Source organism: Chitinophaga sp. (assembly GCF_036569185.1).
Classification (GTDB): Bacteria; Bacteroidota; Bacteroidia; order Chitinophagales; family Chitinophagaceae; genus Chitinophaga.
In genome coordinates, this window is record NZ_DATCRD010000422.1 from 1 (window position 1) to 21043 (window position 21043).

General features: G+C 47.8%; 16 protein-coding genes. 8 read left to right on the forward strand and 8 right to left on the reverse strand.

Annotated features, from left to right (window positions below):
- The 6 genes from VIM72_RS31650 to VIM72_RS31675 all read right to left on the reverse strand — a co-directional run.
- Positions 1-960, reverse strand: a 960-nt coding sequence (locus VIM72_RS31650) for an aspartate aminotransferase family protein (RefSeq protein WP_332006795.1), incomplete at its 3' end; no start/stop codon positions are given.
- A gap of 33 nt (positions 961-993) precedes the next feature.
- Positions 994-1974 carry an N-acetyl-gamma-glutamyl-phosphate reductase gene (gene argC / locus VIM72_RS31655; RefSeq protein WP_332006796.1) on the reverse strand — a complete coding sequence of 327 codons (981 nt, stop codon included), beginning with the start codon at positions 1972-1974 and terminating at the stop codon, positions 994-996.
- 93 nt (positions 1975-2067) lie between these two features.
- Positions 2068-2427, reverse strand: coding sequence for a four helix bundle protein (locus VIM72_RS31660; protein ID WP_332006797.1), 360 nt, complete (start codon positions 2425-2427; stop codon positions 2068-2070).
- Positions 2428-2519: 92 nt separating this feature from the next.
- Positions 2520-3722 carry an argininosuccinate synthase gene (locus VIM72_RS31665; protein ID WP_332006798.1) on the reverse strand — a complete coding sequence of 401 codons (1203 nt, stop codon included), beginning with the start codon at positions 3720-3722 and terminating at the stop codon, positions 2520-2522.
- Between the two features lie 50 nt (positions 3723-3772).
- Positions 3773-4552: a GNAT family N-acetyltransferase gene (locus VIM72_RS31670; protein ID WP_332006799.1), complete on the reverse strand. Its 780-nt coding sequence runs from the start codon at positions 4550-4552 to the stop codon at positions 3773-3775.
- Between the two features lie 610 nt (positions 4553-5162).
- A complete protein-coding gene (locus VIM72_RS31675; RefSeq protein ID WP_332006800.1) occupies positions 5163-7220 on the reverse strand; it encodes an alpha-L-fucosidase in 2058 nt (685 codons plus the stop codon).
- A 551-nt stretch (positions 7221-7771) separates the two neighbouring features.
- On the opposite strand from VIM72_RS31675, the gene VIM72_RS31680 reads away from it, so the two are divergent.
- Positions 7772-9166, forward strand: a complete 1395-nt coding sequence (locus VIM72_RS31680; protein WP_332006801.1) for a Gfo/Idh/MocA family protein — start codon at positions 7772-7774, stop codon at positions 9164-9166.
- Positions 9167-9396: 230 nt separating this feature from the next.
- Here the strand turns inward: VIM72_RS31680 and galK are convergent, their stop codons facing one another.
- The gene (galK, locus tag VIM72_RS31685; RefSeq protein ID WP_332006802.1) at positions 9397-10542 is read right to left on the reverse strand and encodes a galactokinase; all 1146 of its coding nucleotides are present in this window, start codon (positions 10540-10542) and stop codon (positions 9397-9399) included.
- Between the two features lie 110 nt (positions 10543-10652).
- Positions 10653-11975 (reverse strand): sugar MFS transporter, encoded by a 1323-nt coding sequence (locus tag VIM72_RS31690; RefSeq protein WP_332006803.1) that lies wholly within the window; start codon positions 11973-11975, stop codon positions 10653-10655.
- Positions 11976-12172: 197 nt separating this feature from the next.
- Between VIM72_RS31690 and VIM72_RS31695 the strand changes: the two genes are divergently transcribed.
- The 7 genes from VIM72_RS31695 (at position 12173) to VIM72_RS31725 (ending at position 20997) form a co-directional block, all read left to right on the forward strand.
- Positions 12173-14089: an MFS transporter gene (locus tag VIM72_RS31695; protein WP_332006804.1), complete on the forward strand. Its 1917-nt coding sequence runs from the start codon at positions 12173-12175 to the stop codon at positions 14087-14089.
- Positions 14061-15026 (forward strand): ROK family protein, encoded by a 966-nt coding sequence (locus tag VIM72_RS31700; RefSeq protein WP_332006805.1) that lies wholly within the window; start codon positions 14061-14063, stop codon positions 15024-15026. Before VIM72_RS31695 ends, VIM72_RS31700 begins: the two co-directional genes overlap by 29 nt.
- 36 nt (positions 15027-15062) lie before the next feature.
- Entirely contained in the window at positions 15063-16118 is a 1056-nt protein-coding gene (locus tag VIM72_RS31705; RefSeq protein ID WP_332006806.1) for a N(4)-(beta-N-acetylglucosaminyl)-L-asparaginase, read from the forward strand.
- Between the two features lie 64 nt (positions 16119-16182).
- Positions 16183-16938 (forward strand): copper homeostasis protein CutC, encoded by a 756-nt coding sequence (locus VIM72_RS31710; protein ID WP_332006807.1) that lies wholly within the window; start codon positions 16183-16185, stop codon positions 16936-16938.
- Positions 16939-17024: 86 nt separating this feature from the next.
- Positions 17025-17909, forward strand: coding sequence for an alkaline phosphatase (locus VIM72_RS31715; RefSeq protein ID WP_332006808.1), 885 nt, complete (start codon positions 17025-17027; stop codon positions 17907-17909).
- 7 nt (positions 17910-17916) lie between these two features.
- Positions 17917-18684, forward strand: a complete 768-nt coding sequence (locus VIM72_RS31720; protein WP_332006809.1) for an endonuclease/exonuclease/phosphatase family protein — start codon at positions 17917-17919, stop codon at positions 18682-18684.
- An 18-nt stretch (positions 18685-18702) separates the two neighbouring features.
- Complete coding sequence (locus VIM72_RS31725; protein WP_332006810.1) at positions 18703-20997, forward strand: beta-N-acetylhexosaminidase; 2295 nt, start codon at positions 18703-18705, stop codon at positions 20995-20997.
- The last annotated feature ends 46 nt before the right edge of the window (positions 20998-21043 follow it).

Genomic DNA, 21043 nt, shown 5'->3' on the forward strand with positions numbered 1-21043 from the left:
TATACCGATCATCAAACCACGGCCTCTTACTTCTTTCACCTTATCAAAAGTGCGCAGGTTCTCCATGAGGTAATTACCTACGGTAGCTGCATTCTCTACCAGTTTTTCCGCCTGTATGGTTTCCAGTACGGCCAGGGCTGCGGCACAGGCCAGGTGGTTACCGCCAAAGGTGGTGCCCAGCATACCATACACAGCCTGGAACTTAGGCGCAATGATAATGCCGCCGATAGGGAAACCATTGCCCATTCCTTTTGCCATGCTGTAGATGTCTGCATTCACACCGGCAAAATCGTGCGAGTAGAATTTACCGCTGCGGCCGTATCCGCATTGCACTGAGTCTGCAATGAACACGGCGTTGTGCGTATCGCAGAGGCTCCTGATCTTTTGCAGGAAAGCTTCGCTGGCTACATTAATGCCACCTACGCCCTGTATACCTTCAATGATCACAGAGGATACTTCGTATTGCTGAAAAGCCTGTTCCAGTGCGGCCTGATCTTCCCAGGGCAAAAACACCACGTTGTCTGTTTCATTCACCGGCGCTACGATCTTCGGATTGTCGGTAGCGGCTACAGCCAGGGATGTTCTGCCATGAAATGCTTTTTTAAAAGCGATGACCTTCTTTTTACCATTGTAGAAAGAAGCCAGCTTCAAAGCGTTTTCATTAGCTTCTGCACCGGAGTTGCAGAGGAACAATTGGTAGTCTTCCTTACCGGATACCTTACCCAGTAAGGCGGCCAGCTCTTCCTGCAAAGGCATCTTTACAGAATTGGAATAAAAGCCTACTTTATGTAACTGGTCGGTAAGGCGTTTTACGTAATGCGGGTGCGTATGACCAATAGAGATCACGGCATGCCCGCCATACAGGTCCAGGTATTGCGTACCCTTATCGTCCCAAACATGGGAGCCGAGGGCTTTTTCTATAATGATATCGTTAACGGGATATACGTCGAAGAGTTTCATGCTGGCAAATAAAATTGAGAATGATAAAAACGTTTAGAACACGATGGACTTCAGTTTCAGTCCTGCCGTTTCATCCAGTCCGCACATCAGGTTCATGTTTTGCACTGCCTGACCGGAAGCGCCTTTCAGCAGGTTGTCTTCAATAGAATGGATCACCAGTTTGTTACCGGTTTTTTCCAGTTGAATCAAACACTTGTTGGTGTTTACTACCTGCTTCAGGTCTATCTGTTTATCGCTTACGTGTGTAAACGGATGACCGGCGTAAAAGTCTTTATACAGCTTCACAGCCTCTTCCAGCGATAAGTCGGTTTGCATATACGAGGTTACCCAGATTCCTCTCGGATAATCGCCACGCACCGGAACAAAGTTCACCTCACCGTTGTAGCCTGGCTGCAACAGCTGCAGGCTTCGTCGTATTTCTTTCAGGTGCTGGTGAGTCAGCACTTTATAGGTGGAAATATTATTGGCTCTCCATGTAAAATGAGAGGTAGCCTGTAAACTCTGTCCTGCCCCGGTGGAGCCGGTGATACCGGTGGTATGCACTTCTCCCAGCAGCCCCGCTTTCGCCAGTGGCAACAAGCCCAGCTGGATACCGGTGGCAAAGCATCCGGGATTGGCGATGTTATGCGCGGTTTTAATTTGTTCCCGTTGCATTTCAGGCAGCCCGTAAACAAACACTCGCTCCTTAACGGTTTCGCCTAAACGAAAATCCTGGCTAAGGTCAATCACTTTTATATGAGGCGCCACATCCGTAGCTTCCAGGAATTTCTTTGATTCACCATGGCCCAGGCAAAGGAACATCACATCGATATCGTTACTAAGATCGCCGGTGAACAACTGCTCTGTTTCCCCCAGCAGGTCGGCATGCACCGCATACAACGGGTTGCCCGCATTACTACGGCTATGCACAAACGAAATAGTAACATCCGGGTGGTTCAGTAAAAGCCGGATCATTTCACCGCCTGTATAGCCTGCCCCGCCTATAATAGCTACTTTTATTTTTGATGGTTTCATTTATGATTTATTGTGCTAAAAAGCTGAAAGGACAAAGCATAAAGCCCAAAGCTATTACAGCGATTGATGATGCTTTTATTCTTCTTTTTTAGCTCATGATACTCTTAAAGCTTTGATAAACGCTATTAACATGGCTTTTACTTCGTTAACCTTTTTGTTGAGATCAGTATAAACTGATTCATCCAAAAATTTCAAATCAAATGCCAGCAATGCGCAATATTCTACTTCATGTGCAGAACCCAGGGCATGATCAAGAAACCTCGCAAAATCTTTTTCTGTTGTTCTACCACATCCCTCAACAATATTTAGCGGCACGCTATAGGCAGCTCTCTTCATCTGGCTTACCAGCGCGAACATCTCATCCTTCGGCAATTGAACAACGACATCTTTATAAACAAATGTCGTCATTAAATGTGCCCTTTTCCAAACCTCCAGTTTCTTGTAATCTCTCATATAGTCCTAATTTAACATTGTAAAATATTTTAAACCGGACTATACTAAACACACAATCTGCTACTTAATCTCCAACACAATAGCTTTCAGCTTTACGCTTTCGGCTTTACGCTCTCCCGCACCTGGTGCCAGATCATGGTCTGGTTACCAAAAATTTTGCTGAATCCTCTTACATCATCGCCGCTCCAACCGGTGTTCATTTCACCGTATTTACCAAACTTGCTGCTCATCAGGTCGTAAGGGGAACTGATACCGGTTACCTGGAAACGGTACGGCATCAGGGTTACGAACACTTCGCCGGATACGTTTTCCTGGGTGTTTTGCAGGAAAGCTTCGATATCGCGCATTACCGGGTCCATGATCTGACCTTCGTGCATGTAGTTACCGTAGAACTGCGCCAGCTGGTCTTTCCAGCTCAGCTGCCATTTGGTTAACACATGTTTTTCCAGTGCATGATGCGCTTTAATGATCACCATAGGCGCAGCAGCTTCAAACCCAACACGTCCTTTGATACCGATGATGGTATCGCCTACGTGGATATCGCGGCCAATGGCAAACGGCCCGGCAATGGTTTGTAAATATTGAATGGCTTCAGACGGGTGACCAAAAGTTTTATCGTTCACACCGGTGAGCTCACCTTTTTCAAATATTAATTTCACGGGTTCTTCTCCCTGCTTTGTAAGCTGGGTAGGCCATGCAGCTTCAGGCAGCATGCCGTTGGAAGTCAGTGTTTCCTTACCGCCCACAGAAGTTCCCCACATACCTTTGTTGATAGAGTACATGGCTTTTTCAAAGTTCACTTCCACTCCTTTTGACCGGAGATAAGTGATCTCTTCTTCGCGGCTCAGTTTCATGTCACGGATAGGGGTAATGATTTCCACGCCGGGGATCATGATATGGAATACCATATCGAAACGCACCTGGTCGTTACCTGCACCGGTGCTGCCGTGCGCTACTGCGTCGGCGCCTACTTCCTTCACATATTCCGCGATGGCCAGCGCCTGGCTCATCCGCTCTGCGCTTACGCTTAACGGGTAGGTGTTGTTTTTCAGTACATTACCGAAGATGAGATATTTGATCACACCATCATAATAAGAACGTATTGCATTAACAGTTTTATGACTTTTAACGCCCAGGCTGTAAGCGCGCTTTTCTATTTCCTGCAGTTCCTGTTCAGAGAAACCACCAGTGTTTACGATCACTGAATGCACTTCATATCCTTTTTCTTCGGTCAGATATTTAACGCAATAGGAAGTATCAAGTCCTCCGCTAAATCCCAGTACTACTTTTTTCATTATGACATCTTTTTTTATAGATCCAGATAACAATATTGACAGCCCTGTAGTCAGAACAGGAAAAATTTCTTTTTAGAACCGGTGGCGCCACCTTCTTTTTTGCTTTTCAGCAAAACAAATCTTTTAAAACGTAACCAACGCTCATAGAGCTTTATGTTTCCTTTAAATCTGCGGCGGCGCCTGGCATGGTGCATATGACCGCTGGCGCTCACAGATAATTGTGGCTGTGGTTGCGGTTCTGCAGCAGCAGCTTTTTCAGCCATTGCCTTTTCTTCTGCTTCTTTCAGCTTCTCCAGCGGGTTGTACAGCATGGCGGTACACAAACAGTTCTTCCTGTTTTTAGCGGTGAGGATGTCGAAGTTCACGCAGCTTCTGCAACCTTTCCAGAACTCTTCATCATCGGTAAGCTCGGAATAGGTTACCGGCTCATAACCCAGCTCGGAATTAATTTTCATTACCGCCAGCCCGGTGGTTAAACCAAAGATCTTGGCATCGGGGTATTTCTCTCTCGACAGCTCAAATATTCTTTTCTTGATTGATTTGGCAACACCGTGCCCTCTGAAGGCGGGATTAACGATCAGTCCCGAGTTCGCCACAAATTTCTCATGCCCCCAGGCCTCTATATAACAGAAGCCCACCCAATCGCCCTGGTCGGTAACGGCAATAACGGCCTTACCTTCCATCATTTTCAGCTCCACATAATCAGGGGAACGCTTGGCAATGCCGGTTCCTCTTGCTTTTGCAGATGATTCCATCTCGTCTGTGATGGTATTTGAATAGTGAATATCGTCAGGAGTGGCTACCCTAACGATGATATGTTGATTTTCCAACTTTTAAAATTGAAATCGTGAATCAATAAACTAACTTGAAATTCCACTAATGGAAAGGTTCACCGGAGGATTGGGGAATCACGGTGCGATAGCGGTTATATCAGACAAGCGCTATCAAATTCTAGGTCGTCGGGAAAGGAATCTAAAGACATTGAACCCAACAGAATATACCCCTTTGTTTAAAGCGGGATGATATGCAGAGATGTTGGTATGAGTTGCGGTTTTTTCCAACTTCAGTTCAGCGTTAAATTGTTATAAATATTGTCTTTAGTTTAGATTATCGGCAAAGTTATAACAATATCTTTTTAAATAGTCGAATTTTTTTTGGGCGGAGAAGAATTTTAACAAACGCGGATTTTGTCTGACTCAGGATTAAACTGATTTCGCTGATTACGCTGATTATTCCGTGATTTTTATACTGATTATTAAAAGATTAGAGAAAATATCCATTGCATTTTATAATAATAAATCGGGGAGATAAAAATGGTATATCCATTTCTATCTCCCCGAATCTTTAAAAATCCTAAAAAATCAAATCAGCGTAATCAGCGAAATCAGTTTAATCCTGAGTCAGACAAAAATCCTGAGTCAGACAAAATCCGCGGCGGGCTTAGCGGGTAAGTACCCCCAGTTCCGCAATAGCCGCCTGCGCGTCGTTTTCGTCGGCCGGTGAGGTAGCTACAAAGCGGATATAGCGGGCGGTCGTTTTTTTGAACGCCACTGTTTGCTGCACCGGGTTGTTTTTGATATTGGCAAACTGGCCGCTGGCTACCGGGTTGCCCCAGTTTTTACCGTCGGCGCTGGTGTAGAATTCGTAGCCGTAAATGATGCCGCTGCCTGCAGGCGTATAGGTAAATCCTTTCAGGGAAAGGGTTTCGCCCAGATCTACCTGCAGTTCGTGCGGGTATTTGGCGGATGATTCTTTGCCGCCTGCCACATAAACGCTGGCGGTGTTACCATCAATCGCTTTGGCAGGGCCGTCGCCTTCTTCCGGGGAAATCACCTTCCATTTGGCAGGCGCCATGTCGAAGGTAGCGGTTACTGTTTCGCTGGCGGTTTTACCCTTGTCCAGGAAAGCTTTGGCTTTCACCACGCCGCCCCGGGGCAGATTGATCACTGTGCCGTCTGCCGTGTACTTCGGCGATTTCAAGGTGGGCTCGCTGCCATCCAGGGTGTAGTGGATCTCTGTATCGCCGGATTCGCTGTGGATCCATACCTGCCCATCAGCTTTACGGCCAATCTGTGGCAGGGTTAGCAATCCAGGCGCCTTGTACAGCTGCACTTCACTGATCACCGGCGCAGCTTTGGCCTCCAGGATATTGATCCGCACCTGTGTGGTGGTATAATCCTTTAAACGCAGGATACGTTTATGCCCTATAGTGGTTTCCTTTGCAATCTCTTTCCAGCTGCCATTTTCCAGGATCTCCACGCTGAAGGCTTTCACCCGCTGCCCCAGTGCAATGTATTCCTGCAGCACCACCCTGTTGAAGGTGATGGGCTGTTTGTAGCTCAGGTTGATCACCGTAGTGGTGGCATCGTCTGCGGTGGCCCAGTAAGTGGCATTGGTACCGTCATTCAGGTGAGCCACCTTTACATTTTTATTATTGCTGCGTGTATTGGTAGCTGTTACCGCTGCCTGTTTTGCCAGGTTATTTTTGAAAGATGCGTCCAGCACACGGCGCAGCTCCATCAGCCGGGTAGAGTCGTTCGGGTGGATGAGCCCATCCCGGTCTACCGGCACATTCAGGATCAGGTTACCATTGCGGCCTACAGAGCCATAATAAATATCGAGCAATGCAGACACTGATTTTACCTTGTCATTTGTTTCCGGGCTGTAAAACCATCCCGGCCGGATAGACACATCGCACTCGGCGGGAATCCATTGTTCGCCATCCTCATTACCCTCGTTGAGCGATTTAGTAGCGGGACCATTAGCGCCGGGAGAAAAGCCTTTTACATTCAGCGTGCTCCAGTTGGTAGTACCGGCAAAGCCATTTTCATTGCCTACCCAACGGCATCCCGGGCCCACGTCACTGAAAATAACAGCATCGGGTTGGTTCTTATACACCACGCTGTGGAACAGGTTCCAGTCGTACGGCTGCTTGATATTACTACCATTGGCACCGTCGAACCATTGTTCAAATACAGGACCGTAGCCGGAGAGCACTTCATTGAGCGTATTGGCAAACACCTGGTTATACCCGGGCTTACCATATTCAGGATGGTTGCGGTCCCACGGGGAAAGGTACACGCCAAATTTCAGCCCGTATTCCTTACAGGCGGCCGACAATTCCGCCAGCACATCGCCTTTCCCATCTTTCCAGGCGCTTTCACGCACGGTGTGGGTGCTGTATTTGCTTGGCCAGAGGCAGAAGCCATCATGATGTTTGGCGGTGATCACGATGCCTTTCATACCGGCCGCTTTGGCGGTACGCGCCCATTGCCGGGCATCAAGATGGGTAGGGTTGAACACTTTCGGATCTTCATCTCCATGCCCCCATTCCTTATTGGTAAAGGTGTTGGGCCCAAAATGAATGAACATATAGTATTCCATATCGTTCCAGGTCACCTGCGCCTTTGAGGGCAGCGCGCCATAAGGCTTGATCTCCTGGGCCATTGCCATATTAAACCCAAGCAGTCCTGCGAGGAGTAACGTGTTTTTTTTCATTGCCGGAAATAAAAGTTACGGATTAGGATGTCAGCGAAGATAGGGCAGATAATCAGATTGGTTCAATCTCAAATTCCCAATTAGTAATTGAATTTTAGCTTTATTCATGCCTTGAAGCAGCTTCGGGCCACCCATCTTTTACCGGTTTTTCAGTATATCCTGTAAAAAAGGTAGTAATAATCAGTAGATAACCCTTATCTTATAGATAACGCTTATATAAGGCTTACATAAGGGTTATATAAAGCTTATATAAGGGTTATCTCTGAAACCAACGCCCATGGCGGACATTATAAGGTACGACTGAGCAGGTGTTTGAATGGGCTTAATTGTCTTCCGCTTTGTTCGATGATGATTGCTATCCGGTTAAAACGGCTTTGAATGGGGCTTAATATGTCTTGCGCGACAGGAAGACTGCGGGATAAGTGAAGATTCCCCGCCGTTTATCACAAAAATGTAAGATTATTCGCAATTGGGTTGGTTTAGATAAATCAATTTTTATAAATTTAGTCCCTCCTAAGACGTATAAAGTATACGCTGATAAACTTTGAACAATGAATAAAAATCCACTGCATCGCAGAAGTTTTCTGAAAAACACGGTAGCAGCTGGCGTAGGACTTTCTATGCTCGGCTCTTCTGCCAAATTATTTGCCAGCGAAAAGAAACCCAAGGTAAGAATTGGCCTGATTGGCGTTGGCGCCCGCGGACTTGGTCACCTGAATTTCTGTCTCCATCGTGAAGATGCGGAAGTTGTTGCTTTCGCTGATCCCGATACCACTTACACCCTGCCCAAAGTAAGGGCAATGATCGAAAAGGTATACGGCGGCAAAAGAAAAGTAGCGGAGTACACCAATGGTCCGGAAGATTTCCGCAACATGCTGAAGCGCGATGATATCGACGCAGTGATCATTGCCACCCCATGGGAATGGCATTCCATCATGGCGGTTGCCTGTATGAAAGCAGGTAAAACACCAGCTGTGGAAGTATGCGGCGCGTCTGATATCCAGGAGTGCTGGGAACTGGTAAACACCAGTGAAGAAACCGGTATCCCTGTATTTGGTATGGAAAACGTATGTTACCGCAGGGATGTGATGGCAGTGCTGAACATGGTGCGCCAGGGCTTATTTGGTGAGCTTACTCACTTACAGGGGGGCTACCAGCATGATCTGCGCGCCGTGAAATTCAACAACGGCAAGCAATATTACGGCGGTGGCGTTGAGTTTGGTGAAAAGGCGCTGTCTGAAGCCAAATGGAGAACCAACCACTCTGTTCACCGTAACGGCGATCTTTATCCTTCCCATGGTCTTGGTCCTGTTAACAACTATATCAACATTAACCGCGGTAACCGTTTGGTGTCGCTTACATCCGTAGCCACTAAATCGCGTGGCCTGCATAAGTACATTGTGGATAACGGTGGTGAAAACCATCCAAACGCAAAGGTGCGGTTCAAACTGGGTGATATCGTATCTACCCTGATCCAGACCAACAATGGTGAAACGATCATGTTATCACACGATACCAACTCTCCACGTCCTTACTCGCTGAACTTCCGCGTTCAGGGAACCAACGGTTTGTGGATGGACGACCAGAAATCTATTTATGTAGAGAAGAAGAGCAAATACGACGAATGGGAAAAAACCGGCGATTTCAATGATCCAGACAGCTACTTTGGCAAATACGACCACCCGTTGTGGAAAAAATATGCCAACGATGCAGCAGGCGCCGGCCATGGCGGTATGGACTGGTTTGTACTGAACTCTTTCCTGGAGTGCATTAAACGCGGCGCTCCCTATCCGCTGGATGTATACGACATGGCTACCTGGTATGCCATCACTCCGCTGAGTGAGCAATCCGTAGCAGAAAGCGGCAGCGTTCAATTCATCCCCGACTTTACCCGTGGCCGCTGGATGAACAGGACACCGATCTTCGCGCTGAACGACGAGTATTAAGCGCGCGTAGAGCGCCTTCGGCGCTTTAAATTGTCTTGGAGCAGGATTAGGCTGATTTTACTGATTACCTTGATTTGATTAGGTTTTGATTTTTTAAATAGTTAAGGGAGATATAAGCGGATATTCGCTTTTTATCTCCCTTAATCATTTAAAAAATCTAAAAAAAAATCAAAGTAATCAGTAAAATCAGCCTAATCCTGCTCCAAGACAATTTAAAACGCCGAAGGCGTTTAGTCTATAACAGACACGCCTTCTTCAATAACCGTCACATATACTTCCGGCTCCTTACCATATTGATCCTGGTATTTTGATTTGATAAAGGATACATATTCATCCACCTTATCTGCTTTTACCAGGTTGATGGTACAACCGCCAAAACCGCCTCCCATTACGCGGGCGCCGGCCACTTCTGTTCTTTCCCTGGCAAGCGATACCAGGAAATCCAGTTCGGGGCAGCTTACTTCATACAGTTTGCTCAGTCCTTCGTGGGTGGCGTACATCAGTTCACCGAACTGCTGCAGATCGCCTTTTTTCAGCAATGCCGTGGCATCCTGTACACGTTGTATTTCAGCGATCACATAGTTACAACGGTCGTATACTTTATCAGGTAACTGCGCACGTACTTCGTTGAGCATGTTCATATCCGCGTCCCGCAGGGATTTCACCGCAGGGTGATTGGCCTGGATGGCTTTTACCCCCTCCTCACATTGCTGCCTGCGAACGTTATATTCAGAAGAAGCAAGAGAGTGGTGTACCATGGAATTGCACAGTACTATTTTATAATCAGGGAAACTGAAGGGGAAATATTCAAACTCCAGGCTGCGGCAATCCAGGCGCATTACCTGGTCTTTTTTACCGTGCAGGTTGGCAAACTGGTCCATGATGCCGCATTTTACACCGGGGAAAGTATGCTCTGCCTTCTGGCCGATGAGGGCCATCTCCATACGGTCAAGCCCGTATTTAAAGATGTGGTCCAGCGCTGCCACGAGGCCTCCTTCTACTGCTGCAGACGACGACATACCGGCGCCTACGGGGATATCCCCTGCCAGTACGCAATCAAAGCCCTGCACCTCCAGCCCCCGTTCCTGCAGCTGATACACTATGCCCATAAGATAGTTGATCCATCCCGGTGTTGGTTTTACATCGTTCAGCTGGAATGACACGGTTTCATTGTTAAAAACCGCGTGTACGTTGCATTGCCTGGTGTTGTTAAGCGCAATGGCATATACAATCTTTTTATCGATAGCTGCGGGTAAAACGAATCCGTCGTTGTAGTCTGTATGCTCGCCGATCAGGTTGATCCTTCCGGGGGAAACGACCATCAATGGCTCTTTTTCAAATAAGTGGATAAACTGCTCCCTGGTTTCTTGTATCATTAATGGAATATTAAACGTAAAATTTACACCTAAAAATATAAAAATGATTCAGAAATAAAAAAGGTTGTCCTGAAAAACAGGACAACCTTTTCAAATAATATCAGGAGTAGTTAATTCTTACCTATTTTATCGCCTACCAGGGCATAGAACAGGATATACAGGTAGCAGGGCACCATGCAGTACAGGAATGCATGCCGGAAATCGATGCTGCTGCTGTAAAGGCCGTTGAACATGCTGTGCTGGTCGAACATACCGCTGTAGATCTGCGGGATAACGCCCCCACCGGCAATACCCATTACCAGTAAAGCGGAACCTATTTTGGTAAAACGACCCAGCCCGTCGATCGCCATCGGGAAAATGGCGGGCCACATGAGCGCATTGGCCAATCCCAGTAAAGCGATGAACGTTACTGCGGAGAAGCCGGTGTTCAAATAAGCGGCTACTGTAAAGAGTACGCCCAGTACCGCCGAGATCTGTAGTCCTTTTTTACCGGTGAGGTATTTCGGAATGGTGGCAATACCTATTATATAACCTGCCAGCATGGCTACCAGGGTAAAGGTGGTAAAATACTTGGTGTCGTCCACGCTCATGCCGAGCGATTTTCCGTACTGGCCAATTACATCGCCGGCCATTACTTCCACGCCTACATAAACAAAGATACAGAGAACGCCCAGTACCAGCTGGGGGAACTGGAATACGCTTGTTTTACCGGTAGTAGCTGCTGCAGTAGCTTCATCTTCCGTATTCGTATCTATTTCCGGTAAAGAAGAACGTTTCAGGAGAAACGCCAGTATGGTTAATATGATGGCGATCGCCACATAAGGCCCGATTACGCGGGAGGCCAGGCTATCGAGTAAAGCATTTTTCTGTACGGCATCTACCGCTGCCGCGATGTCTTTTTCCAGCTTATCGGCGCCTTTCAGTACAATAGAGCTGAGGATCAATGGTGCAAGGGCGCCTGCGCTTTTGTTACAGATACCGAGGATGCTGATACGTTTAGCGGCGCTTTCCTTTGGCCCGATGATACTGGCATAAGGGTTGGAAGCGGTTTGCAGTAACGATAATCCTGCGCCCTGGATAAACAGGCCGGTGAGGAACATACCGAAGCTGCGCGCGTTGGCAGCAGGAATAAATACCAGTGAGCCAATGGCAATGATGAGGAGTCCTAAGGCCATCCCGTTCTTAAAGCCCGTTTTGTTCAGGATAAAGGAAGAAGGAATAGAGAGGAAGAAATAGGCCATATAAAAGGCCATGGTGACCAGCAATGCCTGGGATACGTTCAGTTCACACACGATCTGGAAAAACTGGATCAGTGTTCCATTGAGCCAGGTAACAAAACCGAATACGAAAAACAATATGCCGATGATGGCCATTGATTGCGCATACCCGGCCTGCTTGGAGGGTACATTCATTGTTACTGTTTGGTTGGACATAAGCTGTCAGAATTATTTTTTTTGATAAGCACGAACATAACTAAACTTCTCCTATATTTCTTGTATATTTCGCAATTATTTTTGCTAAAACGTTTTACCTATTTGCTAAATTGCAAGAATATTTTGACTTTTTAAAAAATTTTAAAAAAATAATTATACATTTAACCGGCAAAATTTCACCGTAACTTAACACGTTTATGATTCAGCAATCAAAACAAACCGCACAAAGCACTCATCCTTCGTTCTTTGTGCTTATTCTGGTTTTCTTTTTCTGGGGATTCCTGGCTGCATCCAACAGTATCTTTATCCCTTTCTGCAAATCTCACTTTAATCTTACCCAACTGGAGTCACAACTGATCGACTTCTCTTTTTACAGCGCCTATTTCATTGGTTCCCTGATCCTGTACCTGGCTTCCACAGCAAGAAAAGTGGATATCCTCAACAAGATCGGGTACAAAAAAGGGATCATATACGGGTTGCTGATTTCTGTGCTGGGCTCGGTGATCATGATTCCATGTGTGAATAAAGAAAAGATTGTTCCTATTAAAGAAACGGTAAGCGACATCAATAGCTTCCAGGCAGAGCAACAGCTGCAGACTTCCGACAGGCAGGTAAAAATCCGCCGCGAGAAAGATCCTGACACCTATTCTCTCCTGATCAGCAACAACGAATCTGCTGAAAAGTATACTACCAATACCCAGTTGCTTTCCGCGGTTTCAGGGGGCTTTACAAAAGATGAGGAGCATCACCAGTATGCTGCTACCTTCTCCAAAGCCAACCTTGAAAAAGTAGTGACCGTACTGGATACAGATTTTAAACAAACCGTTACGTTCGGATATTTTGCCCTTATCCTGATGGCCTTATTTATAGTAGCCTTAGGATTTTCACTGCAACAAACCGCTGCCAATCCATTCGCTATTTTACTGGGAGATCCTGCCAAAGGTACGCACCGCCTGAACCTGGCAGGTGGTATCAATTCCTTTGGTACTACCATCGGTCCTATTATCGTGAGCATGCTGCTGTTTGGCAACATTAAAGGCGGCGAAGTAAGCACCGATATCAGTAAGATCAACACTTTATATTTCCTGCTCATTGCCCTGTTCCTGATTGCCGCTGCTATTTTTGCTTTTGTAAAGATGCCGGAAAGCCAGGATACTGAAGGGTTTGAATCATCTCCCAAAGCCACCAGGTCATTACTGGGTATCACGCTGATGTTTATCTTCATTCTCCTGGGGCTGGTACTGAAATTTGAGCTGCCTATGTTCATTGCAGGTATTGTGGGTATTATCGGTATCCTTTTCTATACTAAAATGTCGTCTGCAAATAACAGTGAGGGATGGGGCGCCATGAAATACCCGCAGCTGATCCTGGGTATGCTGGCCATCTTTATTTATGTAGGGGTAGAAGTATCCATTGCCAGCAACCTTGGTGCGTTGCTGAAACATCCTGGTTTCCTTACGGTGAAAGGTTTGGCGGAATCGGAACTGGATCCCTATGTATCCCTGTTCTGGGGCAGTATGATGATTGGCCGCTGGACCGGCGCTATCAGCGTATTCAATGTTTCCAAAACAACCCGTAATATTCTCTGTGTAATTGTTCCGTTTGTAGCTTACGGCGTTATTCTCGGCGCCAACAGTATCAAGGGCAATGATATCAGTGTTTTATATCCATATGCCATCTGTATAGTGGTGCAGATCATAGGTTTCTTTGCCGGCCAGGACAAGCCCGCCAAAACCCTCACCATCTTTGGTTTGCTGGGAGTTGGCTCTGTGCTGATCGGTTTATTCACCACCGGGCAGCTGGCCACATTTGCCTTTATCAGCGGCGGATTGTTCTGCTCTGTAATGTGGCCAAGCATCTTCGCATTATCTATCGCAGGCCTGGGTAAATACACCGGTCAGGGTTCTGCATTCCTGGTAATGATGATCCTCGGCGGTTCCCTCATTCCTCCTGTACAAGGCGGTCTGGCAGACATTTCAAGCATTGGTATCCACGCGTCTTATGTTATTCCGGCGCTGTGCTTTGCTTATCTCGCATTCTTCGCATTTAGAGTTAAAACCATTTTAAAATCTCAAGGAATTGATTATGAGTCAGCAGTTAGCGGTGGGCATTGATATCGGGGGTACTAACACAAAATTCGGTATTGTAGATCGCAGGGGTAATATTATTGGTGATGGTCGTATGCTGACTAATCAGCATGAAGATGTAAACGGCTTCCTGGATGAATTACACGGGCACCTGTCTATTCTTATTAACGAAGCAGGCGGTATCGAAAACATGAAAGGCATCGGCGTAGGCGCTCCCAACGGGAACTACTATACCGGCAATATAGAATATGCGCCAAACCTGCGCTGGAAAGGCGTTGTGCCTTTAGCCAGTTTGCTGGAACAGAAATTCGGCTTGCCTACCGTGCTCACCAACGACGCTAATGCAGCGGCATTGGGCGAACTGATCTACGGCGCTGCCAGGGGCATGAAAGACTTTATCGTTATCACCCTGGGCACAGGCGTGGGAAGCGGTATTGTAGCCAATGGTCAGCTGATTTATGGTCACGACGGCTTTGCCGGCGAACTGGGACATTGCATTGTGATCCCCGGCGGCAGGCTGCATACAGGCACCGGCGCGCATGGTTCGCTGGAAGCCTATGCTTCCGCCACCGGCGTTACCAACACTGCCATCGAGTTCCTGGCCAACCGCCCGGATACGCCGAGCATGATGCGGGAACATACCAACGAAGAGATCAACTCCAAGCTCATTTATGAAGCGGCCATGAAAGGCGATCCGCTGGCTATGGAGGTATATGAGTTCACCGGTAAGATACTCGGTGAAGCCCTCGCCAATTTCGTCATGTTCTCCAGCCCTGAAGCCATTGTGCTGTTCGGCGGTCTTACCAAAGCCGGCGATCTCATTATGAAACCGGTGCGGGAACATATGGAAAAGAACCTGCTGCCTATTTTCCAGAATAAGGTTAAATTGCTGTTCTCTGAACTGAAAGAAAGCGATGCAGCTATCCTGGGCGCCAGCGCGCTGGCATGGGAAATGAAAGATTAACTTTCAGCGGGAGCAGAAAAGTATAAAATGCTTTATATGAGTAATAGAAGATCATTCCTGAAAACAGCGGCCCTCAGCGCCGCTGTTTTCTCTTTGGATGGAGTAACGGGAACGCCTGCACGTTCGCAGGGAAAGCGCGGCCCCGTAAAAGGGAAGCCCATTGTGGTATCTACCTGGGACTTTGGCCGTGCGGCCAATGCTGCTGCCTGGGAAGTGCTGAAGCAGGGCGGCCGCGCGCTGGATGCAGTAGAAGCAGGCGTAAAGATCCCGGAGGCAGATCCTAATAATCACACCGTTGGATTCTCCGGTTTCCCCGACCGCGATGGCCGTGTTACCCTCGATGCCTGCATCATGGACGAACATGGCAACTGCGGCTCCGTAGGCGCGCTGGAACATGTTACCCATGCTATTTCCGTAGCCCGCATGGTCATGGAGAAAACGCCGCATGTGATGCTGGTTGGCGACGGCGCATTGCAGTTTGCACTGGCCAACGGCTTCCGGAAGGAAAACCTGCTGACGCCGGAATCTGAAAAAGCATGGAAAGAGTGGCTGAAAACATCGGAATACAAACCGGTCATCAACATAGAAAACAAATCATACACTCCCACCAACGGCGCCACTGCTTTTAATCCGCTGATGCTGCCGGGGAATGTGTATAATCACGACACCATAGGTATGGTAGCCATGGACGCCGCCGGCAACCTGTCCGGCGCCTGCACTACCAGCGGTATGGCTTTCAAACTGCATGGCCGCGTGGGCGATTCGCCCATTATCGGCGCAGGATTGTATGTGGACAATGAAGTAGGCGCTGCTACCAGCACCGGTGTAGGGGAAGAAGTGATCAAAATAGTAGGCAGCCATCTCGTAGTAGAACTGATGCGCCAGGGCTATCCGCCTGAAAAAGCCTGTAAGGAAGCGGTGGAACGTATCGTGAAAAGAAGTCCCTCTAAAGCAAAAGAAATCCAGGTAGGTTTCCTGGCCCTCAATAAAAAAGGCGAACATGGCGCTTACTGCCTCCAGAAAGGCTTTAGCTATGCCGTATGCACCAGTGACACCAGCAATGTGTTAATTGACGGGAAACATTATTTCTAACAGGCAGGGATCAGTAGAAGCTGCTGCTCCCTGTACCTGCATCTTATCTTTAAAGTTGTTTTTTATGTCGTTCACCCTCGAAATATGCGCAGGTTCCGTAGCGTCCTGCATTGCTGCGGAAGAAGGCGGCGCAAACCGGATAGAGCTTTGTGACAACCTGCTGGAAGGCGGCACTACGCCCAGCTATGGCACCATTGCGCTGGCAAGGGAAAAAGTAAAGATAGACCTCTACCCTATTATCCGTCCGCGTGGCGGCGATTTCCTCTATTCCGACCTGGAGTTTGAAGTCATGAAACGTGATATTGAACTGAGCAAACAACTGGGCTGCAATGGGGTAGTGATCGGTATTCTTACACCTGATGGACGGGTAGATAAAAAAAGATGCAAAACACTCGTGGACCTGGCATGGCCTATGGGCGTTACTTTTCACCGCGCATTCGATATGACCGACAACCCGTTTGAAGCGCTGGAAGACATTATTTCCATTGGCTGCGAACGGATCCTTACTTCGGGAGCGCGTAATACCGCCCTGGAAGGCGCCGTGCTGCTGAAAGAGCTGGTGGAAAGGGCTAACGACCGCATCGCCATTATGGCCGGCTCCGGTGTGCGGGCCGCTAACATCGCGCAGCTGATCACTGCCACCGGTGTTACGGAATATCATACCTCCGCCAAAGCCTATGAAGAAAGCGGTATGATTTACCGCAACCCCAATGTGAGCATGGGCGGCATTCCCGGTGTTCCTGAGTATGGCATCTCCGCCACACAGAAAAAAGAAGTAGCATTAATCCGTGAAATAGGCGAGAAAACATTATTATCTTAGCCGTTGATGTTTAGCTGAAAACTTTATTGAAAACCCATTATTAATATAGCGGCCGGCACATACCGGTCCCAAAAGTGAACAACGAAATGAAAAAATTGATCATTGCAACAGGCTTGTTGCTTGGCGGATTCTTCGCGCAGGCACAGGTCAAAGGGGTAAAGCATGTTATCCTGATAGGCATGGATGGCTTCGGCGCTTACTGTTTCCCGAAAGTGGACAACCCCAACATGAAACAAATGATGCAGGACGGTGCATGGACCTTACAGGCCCGTAGCGTATTGCCTTCCTCCAGTGCGGTGAACTGGGCCTCCATGGTGATGGGCGCAGGCCCTGAAGTACATGGTTATACAGAATGGGACAGCCGTAAACCGGAACTGCCTTCCCGGGAACTGGACCAGTATGGTATGTTTCCTTCTATTTACACGCTGTTGCGCGAGCAGAAACCAAAGGCAGAGGTAGGCGTTATTTATAGCTGGGACGGTATCGGTTACCTGTTTCCCAAAGCAGCGGTTAACAAAGACTTTGGTACGCACGATAACGATAGTCTTGCTACTGCCGCATCTGTAGCATACATCAAGGAAAAGAAACCGGACTTCCTGTTCATCCATTTTGATGAACCCGATGGAACCGGGCATAATATTGGTCATAATATACAACCTTACTTCGACCAGGTAGCAAAGAATGATATGTTGCTGGGGAAAATTCTGCAGGCAGTAAAAGATGCGGGCATGTGGGATAACACCATTATCCTGCTTACCGCCGATCATGGCGGCATTAAGAAAGGACATGGCGGTAAAACGATGGAAGAAATGCAGATTCCCTGGATTATCCGTGGCCCCGGTGTGGCAAAAAACAAAGAGATCAAAAGCAGCGTGGTTACCTACGATACCGCTGCAACTCTTGCCTGGATCTTTGGGTTGAAAACACCGCAGGTGTGGACCGGAAGACCAGTAACGGAAGCGTTCAAATGATATTGATATGAAAAAAATGCTGCTTATTACAATGATGTGTGTGGCTGGTGGCGCCCTCTTTGCACAAACACAAAAAGTAAAAGTGCTCACCTACAACATTCATCACGGGGAAAACATGAAACAGGCGCTGGATCTCCAGGGAATTGCCAATGTGATCCTGGCCACCAATCCCGACCTGGTGGCGCTGCAGGAAGTAGACAGCGCTACCGGCCGCACCCACCAGTCGGACCAGCTGAAAGAACTGGCTTCCATCACCGGCATGTACACCTACTTTGCCAAGGCAATGGATTTCGACGGCGGGGGTTACGGCACCGGCATCCTTTCCCGTTTTCCCATCAGCAGCAACACCACCCTGTTATTACCTTCCACGAAAGGAAATGAGCCCAGGGCAGCAGGCATTGTTACCGTAAAACTGCCGGGCGACAGCTCCCTGCAGTTTGTGACCACTCACCTGGATGCAGGGAGAAAGGACGGCGACCGTATTGCACAGGCCAATGCATTGGCAGATTATTTCAAGGCAACAGCTACTCCTGTTATTATTGCCGGAGATTTTAACGCCATACCGGCGTCAAAAGAAGTGAACATCCTGAAAGAAATATTTACGGACGCCACCAGCCAGATGGGGCCTACCTTTCCTTCCGATTCACCGAAGATAAAACTGGATTATATCATGACTGCTCCCAAACACAGGTGGACAGTTACCGGTGCGCGGATCATTGAAGAAACCGTAGCATCAGACCACCGGCCGGTACTATGCGAACTGGAAATGAAATAAGAAAAAACAATCCATTATATGACAATGAAAAGCGTAATTCACGGGTGCTTACTGATAGCTGCAGCCGGTCTGTGGAGTTGTTCCTCCCGGCAACCGGCCGCTCCCAAAGGCAGCGTGAGCATCATTCCTATGCCTGCCAGCGTCAGCGAAACAGCTGATTCTTTTTTACTGGACAAGCAGACCGTGATTGTTGCCGGCAATGAAAGCGACAAAAAAACAGCCGCTTTATTCAATGCCTGGCTCAAAGAACTTACAGGCTATGAACTGGAAGTGAAAGCGCAGGGCGATAAAAATGCCATCCTCCTGCAAACCGGCAACGACGGTACTAACGCAGAAGGCTATACGCTTACTGCAGACCACAACAACATCATCATCAAAGGCAACAGCGGCGCCGGCACTTTTTATGGCGTGCAGACGCTGATCCAGCTGCTGCCTGTGGAAAAAGCGCGCGCCATGTATGTACCTGGCGTAAGCATTACCGATGCACCACGCTTTGCTTACCGCGGACTGCACCTGGATGTGGGCCGTCACTTTTTTTCTGTTGATTTTATAAAGAAGTATATCGACCTGATGGCGATGCACAAGCTGAATACTTTTCACTGGCATTTAACAGAAGACCAGGGCTGGCGTATTGAAATCAAAAAATATCCACGCCTGCAGGAAGTGGCTTCCAAACGGAAAGAAACAATGGCCGGCCGTTATGCCGACAATAAATTTGACGGCAAACCTTACGGCGGTTTTTACACGCAGGAACAGGTGAAAGAAGTAGTGCAGTATGCTGCCGATCATTTCATCACGGTGATACCTGAAATTGAAATGCCCGGACATTCACTCGCAGCGCTTACCGCATATCCTAACCTGGGCTGTACCGGCGGGCCGTATGAAGTAGGCACCCGATGGGGCGTATACGACGACGTATACTGCGCCGGCAACGACAGTGTATATCTCTTTTTACAGGATGTGCTGGACGAAGTAATGGCGCTGTTTCCCAGCAAATATATCCACATTGGCGGTGATGAATGTCCTAAAGTACGCTGGGAAAAATGTCCTAAATGCCAGGCACGCATAAAGCAGGAAGGTTTGAAAGATGAACATGCGTTGCAGAGCTATTTTATTCAACGGATGGAGAAATACCTGAACAGCAAGGGAAGGCAGATCATTGGCTGGGATGAAATACTGGAAGGCGGTTTGGCGCCCAATGCCACTGTAATGAGCTGGAGAGGCATTGAAGGCGGCATTGCTGCAGCCAGGCAAAAACATGATGTAATTATGACGCCGGGCGAATTCTGCTACTTTGATCATTACCAGTCGAGAAGCTCCAATGAGCCGCTGGCTATCGGCGGATTCCTGCCGGTAAGCAAAGTATACTCCTACGAGCCGGTGCCTGCAGAACTGAGCAGCGATGAAGCCAGGCACATCAAAGGCGCACAGGCCAATGTATGGACTGAGTACATCAACAACACCAACTACCTTGAATACATGGTATATCCGCGCGCTGCCGCTATATCGGAAGTGCTTTGGTCGCCCAGGGATAAACGTAACTACGACGCTTTTGCAGACCGCCTGAAAGTGCATGTAAAAAGACTGGATCTGAAGAAGGTAAATTATGCCAAACATGTTTTTGAAGTAACCGGCAAAGTAACGGATAACGGCAAAGGCGGCGTAGATGTAGTACTGAGCTCCAAACTGGACGATGGTAAAATATTTTTCACTACTGATAGTACTGCTCCTACCCCTCAGGCGACTCCTTACACCGCACCGGTACAGATCACGCATACCGGTACACTGCGTGCGCAGGTATACCTGGATGGCAAACCTTTTGGCAATGAATACAACCAGGCATTTTTGTTTCACAAAGCGCTGGCTAAAAAGATCAGCAGCATAACTGCCGCAGATGCAGGCCACCGGCCGGATACCAGCTTTGTGCTTGTAAATGGCATAGAAGGAAATGCCGCTTATAACGATAATGAATGGTTTGGCTTTAACGGTAAGGATATGGAAGCGATAGTGGAACTGGATAGTATACAGGATATTCACCTGGTAGGCATTAATACCATCAATGCAAAGGGCGACTGGATTTATCCGCCGAAACAGGTAGTGTTTGCAGTATCTGACGATGGTAAAACATTTAAGGAAGTATATAAGCAAAACACCTTTGCACAACAAGGTATCAACAAAGTAAGAGGCCATTTGCAGGCGGTGCGTGGAAAGTTTGTGAAAGTGGAGATGCAGAACTTTGGCAGGATTCCCGCCGGAGCCGCAGGAGCAGGCAATGGCGCATGGTTGTTTGCAGATGAATTTATCATCAATTAATAAAACAGAAAACCGTCCCGGCAAATGCGGAACGGTTTTCATTTTA